The sequence below is a fragment of the Shewanella sp. AC34-MNA-CIBAN-0136 genome, from assembly GCF_040309945.1.
Taxonomy (GTDB): domain Bacteria; phylum Pseudomonadota; class Gammaproteobacteria; order Enterobacterales; family Shewanellaceae; genus Shewanella.
The window spans coordinates 100,627-114,826 of the sequence record NZ_JBEOPJ010000010.1 but is presented as its reverse complement, the minus strand read 5'-3'; the positions used below and the strand labels follow the sequence as shown (position 1 = coordinate 114,826).

Sequence of the window (14,200 nt, the reverse complement as noted above, 5' to 3'; positions counted from 1 at the left end):
ACATGAACAATATAGATCACTTCAGAATCCCTTCTTTCGCACAGCAAAACGCTAAACGCTAATCGACTCAATATAAGCAAATACCTAAGCCCAAAGTATCATTGCACAATAAAAGTGCATTAGTGCATCATTTAGCGGCAACAAAGATGCAACAAAATGATCCAGTATTATATAACCCACTAATTTAAATAATAAAAAAATATTGGCATGCGATTCGCTAATTGATCTTCAGACAAACCAACATTGAGCTCATTTAATGACACATAAATGCCTCAGTGATAATAAAACTTTAAGGGATGAAGATGAAAAAATCACTATATCAAGCTATTGCATTATCAACAGGCTTATTACTAAGCGGCTCTGCCCTTGCTGAAGTCACTGGCAATATTGGCGCAACATCGAACTACTTATGGCGTGGCACCACGCAAACCAATAATGAAGCGGCCGTTCAAGGCGGCATTGACTATGCTCATGACTCTGGATTTTATGCTGGTACTTGGGTATCGAATGTCGATTTCGGTGATGAAACCAGCTACGAATTAGATCTTTATGGTGGTTATGGCGGTAACTTTACTGAAGACCTAACTTACGACATCAGTTATCTTTATTATGCTTACCCAGATGCTGGTGGAAGTATTGATTTTGGTGAAGTAGCCTTAGTACTTGGATGGAAATGGTTAGATGTGGGTTATTCTCAAGTGATCAACGCTGATTCTGATGTGTCAGGTGCAAGTGACGAAACAGATTGGAACTATATCCAAGCCAATGCCAGTTTCCCGTTAACAGAAAAGCTCAGCATTGCGTTCCACTACGGTTACTCACAAGGCGATGTCGTTGAAGATTTATTCGGCGACACCTATGCAGACTACAACGTCACATTAAGCGCTGAAACAGACCTAGGAACTGTCTCATTTATGGCCTCTGACACGGACTTACCGGACAATGATGCTAAAGTCGTTTTAGGCTACTCATATGGCTTTAGCCTATAACGAGTCAACCTATCGCATATGCGCTTTGCTGTATTTTTCATATCGACGCCACCTAGTTAAAGGTGGCGTTTTTTTATCTGTATTGAAAGCGGAGCATTATCTACGATCAGCACATCAGCACATCAGCACATCAGCACATCAGCACATCAGCACATCAGCACATCCAGAATAGTTGATCACAAGCATACTCTTCGCACAAGCTAATTTGTTTTACTAGCAAGAAAAACATTTACTGCTAAGCTCAAAGAGAAAGGTAAAAATAGCTGTCCAACTGAGGAAAAATATTTTACTTCCCTATTTAGGTTTTTTTAGTTAGAAAATGCTCATTGAATTAATACCACGCTTTTATTCAACATGAGGGTTTTGTTATGGCTAATCTTAGTGAAAGAGTGCCTGATGACACAGAAATGGACGCGATGACAACGCCTAGAAACGTTAAATCCGCAGAAACATTACAACATAAACGCCAAGTAAAACGCAGGTTAGAAGATTTCCTCGAACAAGCTCAATTACGTAAAGCGATTGGTGACGACGACTTTTTCTAAAAAATAGGGATAAACGCTAATGTCGTTTATCCCTGTCTATTTTAAGCGAGCGAACTTAAACACTATTAAGCGCTAATTAATCGCCTATTCACTCTTAGTTTGTACGCGCCTAGTGTGCTTACCGGCTTGTGTTTGTGTGAGTAGCAGCTCAGCTTTGGCCCCTAAGTACACATATATCCCTAACCCAACCAATAGCCCAACGACCGCCAACATCATCAGAATGGCTGGTTCAATATATTGCTTTTCTCCCAGCGACGCTTTAAACATGGTCAGCAAAGCTTCAATTGAAATCGCGATCAAAATGGTCGAAATAAACCGCGTAATCGTTCTTCGGGTCGAACTGTGGCGGAAGATATCTTTATGCATAAGCACTTCTTCTTCCAAAATGGTTTTACCCAAATCAAAAATAGCTAATGCCAATGTAAGAAAAATGATAATACCAAAGGGCTGTAGCGGATCATGGGTCGCAGATATTTGGCTAAATAAGGTATAAATATCGCGGATCACGGTCCACATAAGTACACTCACCAACACAAACAGACACAGTACAATTGCAGCATAAATGCTTTTAAAAAACGGTGACATTTTACGCCGAGCACTGTCGCCCATCATAAACTCGATCAATCGTGTTAGGTTGACATCAATAACCACAATAACCACTTGCCCAGAGGCCGATTTAATCATTTGTGATGCCGACAAACACAGCCCACCACCGGAGTTAGATAAATAAGGTCGAGTGATATGAACGGTGTCGATGGCAGTCAATTGAGTAAAATAAGGTCGCTGACTTCGGTCAGCATGATGACCGCAAGCCATTAGCTTAACTTGCTGATTAATGACACTGATATTAGGGCAAATCTGCATCCCTTGCTGATCAAGTAAATAAATGAGTTCCACAAAGGGATAACTAATCGCCATATCTTCAAAAATTTTAGCTGAAATAGGCTGTTCGAATAGATTAATGTCTCCCACACCGATCAAAATCGATTCTAATAATTCGTGTACCAAGTGTTCATATTCATGGTAACGCTCAATCACACTTAAATAGCTCATCGCTGCCATAGGTTTTCCTTTTAATCAAGACTACTTTAGCTAAAGCAGTTTTAATGCCAAATAAATAATCTATAATTTTTATAGACTTAAATAATATGACTAAAAGGGGTTGCGATATAAACTGATTTGTCGCACCAAAACAGTGCTACATTTGAGGTATTTTTTCATTGCCGTTTTGCGATCAACATCTGCTAATATAAGTGCTAATACTGCTTACAACATTCTCAAGATTAGGAAAAGACAATGTCTGACTCTTTATTGCGTTATCAACAAGATATTCGTCGTTTTTCTGATGAATTAATTCGCATCCAAGCACCGATTAAAATTTTGGATTCGATAAAATGGCCAAGACAAGTTGAAGATGACTTTTTAGCCAAACAAAGCAAAGAATTACCCAACGTCAGTAATGATTTCTATCAATCGATTCCTTTATCATTTAACGCAGATCAGACCCAGACCGACCTTCAAGGGTTAAAAAATGCCGTTGAGCGAGGTTTAGGCAAACGCGATAAGCTAGGTAAAATTTTACTGGCTAACATTGACCAATATCGAATAGTAATAGACATGCTGCATAACCGCGGCAAGCCAATGTTTGGTAAACTCAGCCAAGAGCTATACGGCAGTGCGAGCGACAAATTACATGGCGATCGTCATACGGTACGCCAACTGGGCGATCGCTTAAGCCATATATTTTCGCTGCCAGCAGCGCGTCACATGAGTAGCCGTCATCCTAAAATTGTGACCGCCCCTGAAGCGGTAACTATTCTTAGCGAACGCTTAGTGAAGTATTTTCATAACGATGAAATTCACGTTAAATTGAGCGATGGTATTGTCTCTGATGCGGCAGTAGGTGGCGATACCGTTAAGCTCAATACCCGCGCCATGTTCAGCGAATCGGATCTCAATGTATATGAAGTGCACGAAGGCTGGGTGCATGTGGGCACCACACTTAATGGTCGGGCGCAACCACATGCAACTTGGCTCAGTGTTGGTTCACCACGAGTGACAGCGTCGCAGGAAGGCTTAGCAGTGTTGATGGAAATGCTGACATTAAGCTCAAATCCAGGCCGTGCTCGTCGAATTAGCGATCGAGTATCTGCTGTCGACATGGCAGAACAAGGTGCCGACTTTATTGAAGTCTATCGATACTTTAGAAACCTCAACCTGAGTTCAAAAGACAGTTATCGTGTTACTCAACGGGTGTTTCGTGGTGGCATGGTTGGTGGTGGCAGCTTTTTCACTAAAGATATATCCTACGTACGCGGTTATGTTGAAAACATTAACTTTATTCGTAGCGCCATCAGCACAGGTTTACCAGAACTAATCCCAATGCTGTTTTTGGGTAAATTAGCCATCGAAGACATTCCTGTTCTGTATCAAGCTTACCAAGAAGGCATTATTGCCCACCCTAAATATTTACCTCCGATGTTTGAAGACATTAGCGGTCTGTATGCTTGGTTTGGTTTTGCGTCTGGTATCGGCAATATCGACTTAAAAGGGGTGCAACGTCATTTTGCACGCCAATTCAAAAATGTTGTCCCGACTTCTGCTGTCGACTTATTTGAAGATTCAGAATTTGATAACAACTTCGAATAAAGAGTAAACAAAGGAAACTCGCTAAGTGTGGCATAGGTCACACTTAGCTGGCTTTACAAGTGCAATCATCAAATAAGCTAATGCATTGTTACACGACAAGTTTGCTATAGTGTAATGACCACGATGGTTGAGACTTACTATGAAACACATTCTATTTTCAGCGTTATTTTCAACGTTATTCTCCAGCTTGATATTAATAAGTGGCTGCACCCCAGCCACCCCTTCACAAGCATTAGGTACCTTAGAGCGCGATCGAGTCATTCTTCGTTCAACCGCCGCAGAAATCATTACTGCACAACCCATTAAAAAAGGCATGCAAGTCAACGCCGGTGATTTATTAGTCCAATTTGATACCCAAAAACAAGCCGCGCGCTTAGCGGTAATGCAAGCCGAAGTGGTCAAAGCCCAAGCCTACTTACTAAAACTCACCAATGGCGAGCGCCCTGAAGATATCGCCAGTGCCAATTCGGCATTAAAAAGTGCTAACGCCGCCAAAATAGAAGCACAAAAGTCTTATCAACGCAGCGCGAGTTTATTATTAAAAAATCTAGTCAGTGAAGCAGAACGCGATCGTGCTTTAGCGCTTCGCGATCAAGCCAATGCAGAATATGACGCCGCCAACGATCGGCTAACTATATTAATCAAAGGTGTTCGCCAAGAAGATATTTTTCAAGCACAAGCGGCACTCGATGCTGCCAATGCCAACCTACGTTACGAGCAGCAGGTTTACAGCGACTTAAGCATTCGTGCAACTCGCAGCGGTAAGCTAGATAACTTACCTTACAATGTAGGCGAACGCGTCCAACTGAGTGCAATCGTTGCAGTTATTCAAGCTGATGCAGCGCCCTACGCCAGAGTGTATATACCTGAACCCTATGCTGCCAAACTTCACATTGGCCAAACGTTGTCGGTCAGTGTAGATGGTATCGACGGCACATTTAACGGCACACTGCGTTGGATAAGTACTGAACCAGCATTTACCCCCTACTACGCGCTGAATCAATCAGATCGGTCACGATTAGCTTTTCTAGCTGAAGTCAATTTAGACAGTTCGGCCAGCGAGCTACCTACGGGCATACCAGCCCAAGTTATATTGCCGACACAAAAATGACACCATCCGTAGACCCACAATGGGTAATTCAAGCTCATGGCCTCACCAAAAAATTTGGCGACTTTGCTGCGGTCGAGCAATTAGATTTATTGGTGCCGAAAGGCAACATTTATGGGTTTTTAGGCCCAAATGGCTGTGGTAAATCAACCACCATTAGAATGTTAACCGGTTTACTCACTCCCACCGAAGGCACCATCAATGTCATGGGGTTAGCCATCCCGGAGCAGGCTGAAGCATTACGCCATAACATTGGTTATATGACCCAAAAGTTTTCTCTCTACGATGACTTAACGGTTACAGAGAACCTGCAATTTATTGGCCGAATCTATGGTATCGACAGTAGCACCTGCAAAAAACGCATTGATCAACTGCAAAGCACTTACAAGCTAAGCCAGTATCAACATCAACTGGCTGGCACCCTCAGCGGTGGACAAAGACAACGATTGGCCCTTGCATGCGCCTGTTTAAATCAACCTAAGTTACTGTTTTTAGATGAACCCACCTCAGCCGTTGATCCACAAAACAGGCGTGACTTTTGGGAGCAACTGTTCGATTTATCTGAACAAGGCACCAGTATTTTAGTGACTACCCATTATATGGATGAGGCCGAACGCTGCCATAAAATTGCCATTATGGAAAAAGGCAGGATCAGAGCAGATGACACGCCAAAAGCATTAATGGATAACATCAATGCCCATGTGGTTGAAATCAACACCACTGATTTAAGGCCCTTAAAACAAGCATTAATCAGTCACGTTGAAGTGACCTCTGCGGCGCAGTTAGGCCATAGATTACGGGTCTTGGTCAGCAAACAAGTGGCAGATCCTATCTCTTGGCTACTGCATCAGTGCCAACAGCATAATCGCCCCGTTAACCTGCAAGATATTCACTTGGTTAGCGCTAATCTTGAAGACGTGTTTGTCAGTCATACTGGACAGCGTGTTCCAGCCTCCCATGAAGCAACATAAGGGCTAACAACATGCTGAACAGTATTCGCCATAGCTACATGCGCATTCACGCCATTACCGCTAAAGAAGTTAAGCAGCTTATGCGCGATCGAATTACCTTTGCTATGGTGATAATGATCCCGCTGATCCAGCTGTTGTTATTCGGCTATGCCATCAATACTGATGTACGGGCAATACCAGTCGCTATTGTTGATCAAAGTGACTCAGCAGCAGGGCGCTGGATAGTCGAGGCGGTAAAAGTCACCCAGGTAGTGGAAGTCACATCCTATCTCACCACAGCCGAGCAAGCTCAGGCTGCTATTCGCCGTGGCGACATTAAAGCGGCATTAATTTTACCGCCTACGTTGAACGAAAAAATCGCTCGCAATGAACCGATTGGCCAATGGATAGTCGATGGTTCAGACACCATGATTGCTGGCGCGATAAAGCAACTGCGAAACCTATCGCTCAACGATATTGTACCGGAGCAAACCAGCAGCCAATCTCGGTTTGAAGTTAGCTTGTTTTATAATCCGGAGCAGCGATCAGCGGTAAATATTGTTCCAGGTTTAATCGCCGTCATTCTGACCATGACCATGGTACTGTTTACTTCATCAGCCATCGTTCGTGAGCGTGAACGCGGTAATCTTGAATTATTAATCACCACTCCGATTAAACCAATAGAACTAATGATTGGAAAAATATTGCCCTACATTGTCATCGGCTTAGTGCAAATGACCATTATTTTGGGCTTGGGCAATATTATTTTTGCAGTGCCCATCAATGGCGCTATCAGTCATTTATTATTAGGCACTTTACTGTTTATTACCGCGAGTCTGACATTAGGGTTAATCATTTCCACTATTGCAAAAACCCAGCTACAAGCCATGCAAATGACCATTTTTGTATTATTACCGACCATATTACTCTCTGGATTTATCACCCCATTAGAAGCCATGCCGACGGCAGCCAAATGGATTGCCGAAGCACTACCAGGGACCCATTTTATGCGGGTGATCCGAGCGATTGTGTTAAAAGGGGCGACGTTGGGTGAGTTAATTAGCGATGTGTTATGGCTAGTGGGTTTTACAGTCATTGGATTATGGATTGCAGCAATGCGATTCAGTAAACGATTAGATTAGCGCCTATTGCATGACTCCAATAGGCGCTAGAAAAATGGGTCTAGTTATAAGCTACGGTCGATGACATATGCCTCGCCGTTACACTCTAAATAAACAGCACAAGACGGGTAATTAACTTTGCCACATTGCTTCAACACAATGGCATTACCGCCTCGTTGAGTCACTTGTAATTTGAGTGACTTAGTCATTGAAGACAAACTTGGAAGATCATCTAACTTTTCAGGATCCGATGAATTTTCACAATATGACGTGGTCACATCGCCAAGAAACTGTGCTTTGAACCTAGACATTTCTGCTGAGGTGTAGGTATCAACTCCAGCTATTGTGGCATTGCCTAGCGCAATTGTACCCGCATTGGTTCGCAGTGACAGGTTAGAGCAACCCGACACAAATACCATACTCAAGATGGCGGCAACAGAGGCAGTAAAAAAAACGTGCTTCATAAAAAATCCTTTTAAAAAAGCATGTTTGTCAATGTACTGATAAACATGCTTAGCTATTATTATTGTTGAATTATATTGCTCGGTGCCATTATCCGGCGATTGCTGAATGATTTAGCCAAGCGATTCAGCCAAACAAATTATCCGAACAAATTATCCGAACAATGCACCTGCACTATTTACCCACACTATTTTACCCACACGATTTACTCACACTATGCTTTGGCTTTTAGTGCGCGTTGCTTGATAAAGTATTCACGGGTTAAGCCAAATACCACAGGGCTTAATAGCACTAACGCAATTAAGTTTGGAATCGCCATCATCGCATTCAACGTGTCGGCTAATAACCAAATAAACTCTAATGAGCTTACAGCACCCAAAGGCACAACCAAGGTCCAGATTAGACGAAATGGTTTTACGGCTTTATCGCCTAATAAGTATTGAATACATTTTTCACTGTAAAAACTCCAACCCAAAATAGTGGTAAAGGCAAACACAGCCAATGCGATGGCCACAATATAATTACCCATGGGCAAAGCATGTGAAAATGCAAGAGAGGTTAATGCAGCGCCGTTTTCGCCAGATGTCCACGCACCAGAAACCACAATCGCCAAGCCCGTTATTGAACATACAATGAGCGTGTCAATGAACGTCCCTAACATGGCCACTAAACCTTGTTTCACTGGGTTATTCGTTTGCGCCGCCGCATGGGCAATTGGCGCACTCCCTAACCCCGCTTCATTTGAAAATACACCACGTGCCACACCAAAACGAATCGCAGCCCATACCGCTGCACCCGCAAAACCACCTTGAGCTGCTACTGGGTTAAAGGCACTTTCAATAATCAACATAAAAGCAGCAGGTACTTCGTCTGCATATACAATCAATACCGCTAAACCTGCGGTAATATAAAATACCGTCATCAATGGCACTAACTTACCCGCCACTTCAGCAATACGTTTAATACCGCCCATGAGTACCGCACCCACTAGCACCATTAACACCACACCAGTAACCCAATTAGGTACACCAAAGTTACTGCTCATTGCATCAGCGACTGAGTTAGCTTGTACAGTATTACCAATACCAAAACCGGCAATAGATCCAAACAGAGCAAATGCAGTGCCTAACCAGGCCCATTTACTGCCTAAACCATTTTTGATGTAATACATCGGGCCGCCAACATGGTTACCGTTAGCATCTGTCTCACGATATTTTACCGCCAGCACAGCTTCCGAAAACTTAGTCGCCATACCCACGAGCGCCGTACACCACATCCAAAATAATGCCCCGGGTCCGCCAATAAAAATCGCCGTAGCCACACCAGCGATGTTACCCGTACCAATGGTGGCCGATAATGAAGTCATGAGAGCATTAAACGGACTGACATCACCTTTTTCACTTTCATCAGTAACCTGACGACCCGACCATAATAATTTAAAACCTCGATTCAGCTTTAAAATAGGCATAAATTTTAAGCCTATCGACAGAAACAGCCCTACTCCTAAAATCAAAATCAGCATGGGAACGCCCCATACTATACTGTTAATCATACTGACAAATTGCGTGACTGCTTCCATGTAAAAAACCTCATAATGAGTAATGACTTATGTCGAATATTATAATTATTAGATGTTTGGTTATTTTTATTATGGTTACGGTGGCCCAACTCCACTGCAACGATTGCATTTTTTAGATTACCCCGATTAAGTTAACCATGGCAAGCCACTGCATGAGCTAATGAATCATCTTCAAGATGATTCATTAGCTCATGCACATACAAATTATTTTTCGAGTACCACTTTCAATGACTCTAGACCTTGCTGTAAATCAGCACCTATCATGGTTTCAAAATCGATAAACAAAAACATTAAGTTAGTTGGATAAGCAAAATGGCCACTAAAACCCCAATCAACTTTAGTTTGATTAGCATTAACGGCTGTAGTGCTCATATAGGCAGGCTCGGTCGCTTCAAAGGGTGAAATAAACCGTAATTCAAAATCGATACGTTTACCTTCATCTATGGCAATAATTTCTTGCTCGCCAACACCTACATCTGGGTTTTCACTTGCCCAAGCAGACACAAAGCCTACTGTCGCATCGGTACCGCGGTAGGCTTTCACCATCTCGAGATCCATTTGCGCCCACTTACTAAAATTATCTTGGTTTTTTAGATGTTTAACGTAATCAAAAACCTCGGAGATCGGTTTATCTATGGTGATAGTACGAGTGACTGAATAGTCTTTTTGAACAAATAGGGCGACAACAAAAGGGATCGCTATAATAGTCGCGACAGCAACGAGAATTTTTCTAAGCATTATTATTATCCTCTAGTATACATAGCGTTATATGTCAGACTTTTTGGCTTAAGGGCCAACACGCAATCTCCTCAGTATACCGACTAACAGCAGGCTAACAATAAAAATTAACATTGGGTTAACAATGGCTTCTCATTAAACATCGTGTTGACGTCACACCAGCGGCTATTGCATGAAATGCGATCGCATGAGCAGAGGTCTGTCATAAATGACCAGAAAGGGTCTGCTTTATATCCACTGATCATTTAACGCAGTTCGATCGCTATCTATCTCACCCGTATTGACGACACCTCGAGGTTCGATAATCATGATCTTGCATTCTTTTTTCGCCATGGGTTTATGCTCAACCCCCTTAGGAATAACAAACATTTCCCCTGCCTGAAGCGTAATGTCCTGATCGCGAAAAGCGATCTGCAACGTTCCTTCCATTACAATAAACACTTCGTCAGTATCGGCATGTTCATGCCAAACAAACTCACCCTCGACTTTAACCAATTTAAATTGATAGTCATTCATTTCTGCAATTACACGAGGAGACCAATGCTGGTCGAACAAAGAGAACTTGTCATTGAAATTGATCACTTTCGTTGGCATAGAAACGCCCCTAATGAATGGTAATTATGATTATGGTTATAGTTATGGCTATAGTTATGGTTTGAGTTCTGGTTCTGGTGAATAAGTTTCAACGGGGTCTATGTTGAATTGTTGCACCAATTTAGTCATACATGACTGACAAACACATTGGCCATTAGGTAAATCAACCAAAGTAGATGCGGCTTTGTACTGCTCAATAATCAATGGCATGTCTAACGTTTGCTTAGCACACCAGCATGCATCAATGGCTAATCCTTGCTCCATCGCACAACCGTTAGCTTGCTGGCAAAGTGGGCACGATTGTGCTGCTGAAGTAAATAATGTCATTGCCCAGCCTATATGGTGATGATGATGACTGAATATACTGACATTTATCATCATGCTCAATAAGCGCTCTGCGTATTACATTTCTGAAAATGAATTAACAACCAATAAAAATACCCATTAAGCGTTAACTTAATGGGTATAACTGACAAAGATTAATGGTTTAGACTAAGCAAATATAATTACTTTATATTATTTTTAAGCGGGAAAACCGGATACGAAGCAGTGCCCAAAACAGGCTTGCCGGCAACGGATTGGCCATAATATCCTTGGTGCTTATGATAGATGGCTTGAGTCTTACTCACATCACCGTTAAAACGAGGATCTTGTGGCCGATCAAACGAATTAAGGTAAGCCGCTACATCCCAAGCTTGCTGAACCGTTAATTGCACGCTTTTGCCTAACGGCATATTTTCATAAATAAAGTCAGCAGCTGTATTTACCCTATGCATGCCTGCACCCCAATTATAGCTTTGAGCTCCCCATAATGGTGGTAATGCAGTAACACCAGCAATCACTTGTCCTTGGCCATCTTCACTATGACAAACTTGGCAATGTGCTTGATAAACTAGCTGACCACGTTCAGGAGAATAAGCCAGTTCAGGTTGAGGTGTTTTCGGATAGCCGCGCCCAGGAAGCTGGCTTAACACTGCAGTATCCAAATGTTTAGCAATAGCTGCTGGCATTGGGAAATCATCCCGTTTACCGCCTTTAACCAACTCCACATCAGACAACTCAGGCACTGGGCCTGCAACCTTGTATTGATCCATTAATCCGCTCATGCCCAACCAGTAAGAATAGGCCGATATTGCCACAAGTTCAGGAGAGTTTGCCGCCGGAGCTTTACCGTTCATTGAATAGGTAAAACAACCTTGTATACGCTCTTGAAAAGAGTTTACTTTATCGTTTTTCTTACGATAAGCAGGGTAAGCAAAGTATGCCGCCCATAAAGGCGACGAATTAGCTTGTCGTCCTGAATTCATATGGCAGTTAACACAATTGAGCTCATTGCCAACGTACTTGTCTCGTAGCTGTTGGGTGTTAACAAACAATTGATAACCTAACCGAACCTTGTCACCAAAATCCCCCTCGGGAATAGCAGTTAATGGTGCGGGTTGAAGATAAACAGCATCAACTTTTTTCTCCAGCGCAGGTAATGCAGCTTGGCGATCGGGTAGTGTCGTCGAAGACTCTGACGATTTTACCGCAGTAGGCTTAGCCGGAACTTCGGTCAATAATTCATCGGCCTGTAAAGGCAAGCTAAACAGAGCGCCAATGGTCAATAGCGATAATAATTTCATGGCCATGTCCTTATTTTATATTGGCAAAAAACTGAGATAACCCATCGATTTCGGCAGCCGTTAATTTCAGCGCAATATTGCCCATCATGTTATCAGCATCGCCTGTACGAGAGCCCTCTTGCCAGGCTAATAATTGGGTTTTAAGGTAACTGGCTTGCTGCCCCGCTAAACGAGGAAACTGCCCGCCACCCACGGCAGATGGACCATGGCAACTAACACATGCTGGAATGGTACGTGACCAGTCACCTTGAAAGGCTAATTTTTCGAACGGATCGCTAATACCAACCTTGTCACCGCGAAATTGGAGCGGAATGTCAGCAACAGGTTGCTGACTAAAATATTGCGCTACCACAGCAATATTGTCACCTTGCACCGTTGCAGCCATTGCTAACATGGTTGGATTTTGACGTTTACCTGCATGAAATAACGCAAGTTGATTGCTGATGTAATCGGCAGATAAGCCTGCTAAACGAGGGCCAATAATGTCGATACCTTGACCTTGTGCACCGTGGCAAGAAGTACATAGCTGAGCCGCAGCAGGAACCGGCAGTTGTGGGGAAGTTGTTTCTGCAGCTTCTGCGGTCATAACAGTTAGCATCGTTATGCCAGCCAATGCAGCGAGCTTGTAAAAGGATGTTTTCATCATCACACCTCTTTAGTCATTCGTTATTGGTTATTGGTTATTGTCTTACCACCATAGGCTAAATATATTCAAAAAAGAATACGGCAAACGTCGAATATTTAAACAAAAACCCCGTTAATGGAACCATTAACGGGGTTTTAATTGAGTGAATTTTACACTGTACTACTTTGGACGCACGCCTAATGTATGGCAAATGGCATACGTTAATTCTGCACGATTAAGGGTATAAAAATGGAAATCTTTAACACCTTCACGGGACAATACTTTCACCATATCAATAGCAACGTTGGCACCCACTAATTGACGTGTTGCAGGGTCGTCATCTAAACCTTCAAATTGACGATGTAACCAATGTGGAATGGCGACATTGGTCATGCCAGCAAAACGCTTAGTTTGTTTAAAGTTAGTCACAGGTAATATCCCTGGAATAATCTCAACATCTATACCAGCTGTAACGCAACGGTCGCGAAAACGTAAGTAGGATTCAACATCAAAGAAAAATTGAGTAATGGCGCGGTTAGCACCTGCATCAATCTTTTTCTTTAAGTTAATTAAATCGGCCTGCGCATTACGCGCATCAGGATGCACTTCAGGATACGCTGCTACCGAAATATCAAAGTCGGCCACTGAGCGCAGTAAACGCACTAAGTCATTGGCAAAGCGAGTTGGTTTTGGGCTACCGTCAGGTAAATCACCGCGCAATGCCACAATGTCTCTAATACCAGAATTCCAATAATGCTTTGCCAGCTCAACCAATTCTTCATCACTAGCATCAACCAAGGTTAAATGCGGCGCAGCGAGTAGATTGGTTTCTTTCTGGATACGTTCAATCACGCTATGAGTACGATCACGTACACCTGAATTGGCACCGTATGTTACTGATACAAATTTAGGGTTCAATGGTTCTAAACGACGAATAGAATTCCACAAAATATCTTCCATTGCTGGCGTTGATGGCGGAAAAAACTCAAAAGACACATTAATATCATTCAGCTCAGACAAGCTCTGATTTAACGACTGGGCATGTTGTGCATGATGAAAAGCCATAATGTATTCCTTTAACTTCTGTAACACTTAGGAGTCTATACCAATCAGCTTAAATGATTAACTTAACCTAAATCATTTGGCCGTTTGGACGTCTATATGTCCATATACTAGTTTAACTGCATACTAAGTCAAGCTAAAAAACCATCAATA

15 protein-coding genes are annotated in these 14,200 nt (G+C 42.6%); 6 read left to right on the top strand and 9 right to left on the bottom strand.

The features are described from left to right. The first annotated feature begins 302 nt into the window (after positions 1-302). Together AAEY94_RS11880 and AAEY94_RS11875 are read left to right on the top strand one after the other, a co-directional pair. Entirely contained in the window at positions 303-989 is a 687-nt protein-coding gene (locus AAEY94_RS11880; RefSeq protein ID WP_059745699.1) for a TorF family putative porin, read from the top strand. A 368-nt stretch (positions 990-1,357) separates the two neighbouring features. Then, a complete protein-coding gene (locus AAEY94_RS11875) occupies positions 1,358-1,534 on the top strand; it encodes a PA3496 family putative envelope integrity protein (RefSeq protein ID WP_011638952.1) in 177 nt (58 codons plus the stop codon). An 84-nt stretch (positions 1,535-1,618) separates the two neighbouring features. On the opposite strand, the gene AAEY94_RS11870 is transcribed toward AAEY94_RS11875, so the two are convergent. After that, complete coding sequence (locus AAEY94_RS11870; RefSeq protein WP_101085127.1) at positions 1,619-2,596, bottom strand: PDC sensor domain-containing protein; 978 nt, start codon at positions 2,594-2,596, stop codon at positions 1,619-1,621. Between the two features lie 234 nt (positions 2,597-2,830). Here AAEY94_RS11870 and AAEY94_RS11865 point away from each other — a divergent pair, with 234 nt between their 5' ends. The 4 genes from AAEY94_RS11865 to AAEY94_RS11850 all read left to right on the top strand — a co-directional run bounded on the left by AAEY94_RS11865 (position 2,831) and on the right by AAEY94_RS11850 (position 7,383). Further along, positions 2,831-4,183 carry a flavohemoglobin expression-modulating QEGLA motif protein gene (locus AAEY94_RS11865; RefSeq protein ID WP_192114152.1) on the top strand — a complete coding sequence of 451 codons (1,353 nt, stop codon included), beginning with the start codon at positions 2,831-2,833 and terminating at the stop codon, positions 4,181-4,183. Between the two features lie 139 nt (positions 4,184-4,322). Beyond that, positions 4,323-5,294, top strand: a complete 972-nt coding sequence (locus AAEY94_RS11860) for an HlyD family secretion protein (RefSeq protein WP_101085125.1) — start codon at positions 4,323-4,325, stop codon at positions 5,292-5,294. Further along, positions 5,291-6,262, top strand: coding sequence for an ABC transporter ATP-binding protein (locus tag AAEY94_RS11855; RefSeq protein WP_101085124.1), 972 nt, complete (start codon positions 5,291-5,293; stop codon positions 6,260-6,262). The genes AAEY94_RS11860 and AAEY94_RS11855 overlap by 4 nt, the downstream gene beginning before the upstream one ends. An 11-nt stretch (positions 6,263-6,273) precedes the next feature. Continuing rightward, entirely contained in the window at positions 6,274-7,383 is a 1,110-nt protein-coding gene (locus tag AAEY94_RS11850) for an ABC transporter permease (RefSeq protein WP_101085123.1), read from the top strand. Positions 7,384-7,427: 44 nt separating this feature from the next. On the opposite strand, the gene AAEY94_RS11845 is transcribed toward AAEY94_RS11850, so the two are convergent. From AAEY94_RS11845 to metF, 8 genes are all read right to left on the bottom strand, one after another. Continuing rightward, positions 7,428-7,826 (bottom strand): hypothetical protein, encoded by a 399-nt coding sequence (locus AAEY94_RS11845; RefSeq protein ID WP_350978926.1) that lies wholly within the window; start codon positions 7,824-7,826, stop codon positions 7,428-7,430. 212 nt (positions 7,827-8,038) lie between these two features. Next, entirely contained in the window at positions 8,039-9,403 is a 1,365-nt protein-coding gene (locus tag AAEY94_RS11840) for an alanine/glycine:cation symporter family protein (RefSeq protein ID WP_182744787.1), read from the bottom strand. Between the two features lie 204 nt (positions 9,404-9,607). Then, a complete protein-coding gene (locus tag AAEY94_RS11835) occupies positions 9,608-10,141 on the bottom strand; it encodes an SRPBCC family protein (protein ID WP_182744788.1) in 534 nt (177 codons plus the stop codon). A 228-nt stretch (positions 10,142-10,369) separates the two neighbouring features. Further along, positions 10,370-10,735, bottom strand: coding sequence for a cupin domain-containing protein (locus tag AAEY94_RS11830; RefSeq protein WP_101085119.1), 366 nt, complete (start codon positions 10,733-10,735; stop codon positions 10,370-10,372). 54 nt (positions 10,736-10,789) lie between these two features. After that, on the bottom strand, positions 10,790-11,062 hold the full coding sequence (locus AAEY94_RS11825; protein ID WP_350978923.1) for a cysteine-rich CWC family protein: 273 nt from the start codon (positions 11,060-11,062) through the stop codon (positions 10,790-10,792). A gap of 179 nt (positions 11,063-11,241) precedes the next feature. Further along, a complete protein-coding gene (locus tag AAEY94_RS11820; protein ID WP_350978921.1) occupies positions 11,242-12,360 on the bottom strand; it encodes a c-type cytochrome in 1,119 nt (372 codons plus the stop codon). A 10-nt stretch (positions 12,361-12,370) separates the two neighbouring features. Continuing rightward, positions 12,371-12,958: a c-type cytochrome gene (locus AAEY94_RS11815; RefSeq protein WP_243756329.1), complete on the bottom strand. Its 588-nt coding sequence runs from the start codon at positions 12,956-12,958 to the stop codon at positions 12,371-12,373. Positions 12,959-13,165: 207 nt separating this feature from the next. Continuing rightward, a complete protein-coding gene (metF, locus tag AAEY94_RS11810; protein WP_350978919.1) occupies positions 13,166-14,050 on the bottom strand; it encodes a methylenetetrahydrofolate reductase in 885 nt (294 codons plus the stop codon). Between the last annotated feature and the right edge of the window lie 150 nt (positions 14,051-14,200).

What these genes read in the sequence shown, in the direction of transcription:
- AAEY94_RS11840 (WP_182744787.1), bottom strand. Translation starts at nt 9,403, where the DNA reads ATGGAAGCAGTCACGCAATTTGTCAGTATGATTAACAGTATAGTATGG.
- AAEY94_RS11845 (WP_350978926.1), bottom strand. Translation starts at nt 7,826, where the DNA reads ATGAAGCACGTTTTTTTTACTGCCTCTGTTGCCGCCATCTTGAGTATG.
- AAEY94_RS11865 (WP_192114152.1), top strand. Translation starts at nt 2,831, where the DNA reads ATGTCTGACTCTTTATTGCGTTATCAACAAGATATTCGTCGTTTTTCT.
- AAEY94_RS11870 (WP_101085127.1), bottom strand. Translation starts at nt 2,596, where the DNA reads ATGGCAGCGATGAGCTATTTAAGTGTGATTGAGCGTTACCATGAATAT.
- AAEY94_RS11855 (WP_101085124.1), top strand. Translation starts at nt 5,291, where the DNA reads ATGACACCATCCGTAGACCCACAATGGGTAATTCAAGCTCATGGCCTC.
- AAEY94_RS11815 (WP_243756329.1), bottom strand. Translation starts at nt 12,958, where the DNA reads ATGCTAACTGTTATGACCGCAGAAGCTGCAGAAACAACTTCCCCACAA.
- AAEY94_RS11835 (WP_182744788.1), bottom strand. Translation starts at nt 10,141, where the DNA reads ATGCTTAGAAAAATTCTCGTTGCTGTCGCGACTATTATAGCGATCCCT.
- AAEY94_RS11825 (WP_350978923.1), bottom strand. Translation starts at nt 11,062, where the DNA reads ATGACATTATTTACTTCAGCAGCACAATCGTGCCCACTTTGCCAGCAA.
- AAEY94_RS11880 (WP_059745699.1), top strand. Translation starts at nt 303, where the DNA reads ATGAAAAAATCACTATATCAAGCTATTGCATTATCAACAGGCTTATTA.
- AAEY94_RS11875 (WP_011638952.1), top strand. Translation starts at nt 1,358, where the DNA reads ATGGCTAATCTTAGTGAAAGAGTGCCTGATGACACAGAAATGGACGCG.
- AAEY94_RS11830 (WP_101085119.1), bottom strand. Translation starts at nt 10,735, where the DNA reads ATGCCAACGAAAGTGATCAATTTCAATGACAAGTTCTCTTTGTTCGAC.
- metF (WP_350978919.1), bottom strand. Translation starts at nt 14,050, where the DNA reads ATGGCTTTTCATCATGCACAACATGCCCAGTCGTTAAATCAGAGCTTG.
- AAEY94_RS11820 (WP_350978921.1), bottom strand. Translation starts at nt 12,360, where the DNA reads ATGAAATTATTATCGCTATTGACCATTGGCGCTCTGTTTAGCTTGCCT.
- AAEY94_RS11860 (WP_101085125.1), top strand. Translation starts at nt 4,323, where the DNA reads ATGAAACACATTCTATTTTCAGCGTTATTTTCAACGTTATTCTCCAGC.
- AAEY94_RS11850 (WP_101085123.1), top strand. Translation starts at nt 6,274, where the DNA reads ATGCTGAACAGTATTCGCCATAGCTACATGCGCATTCACGCCATTACC.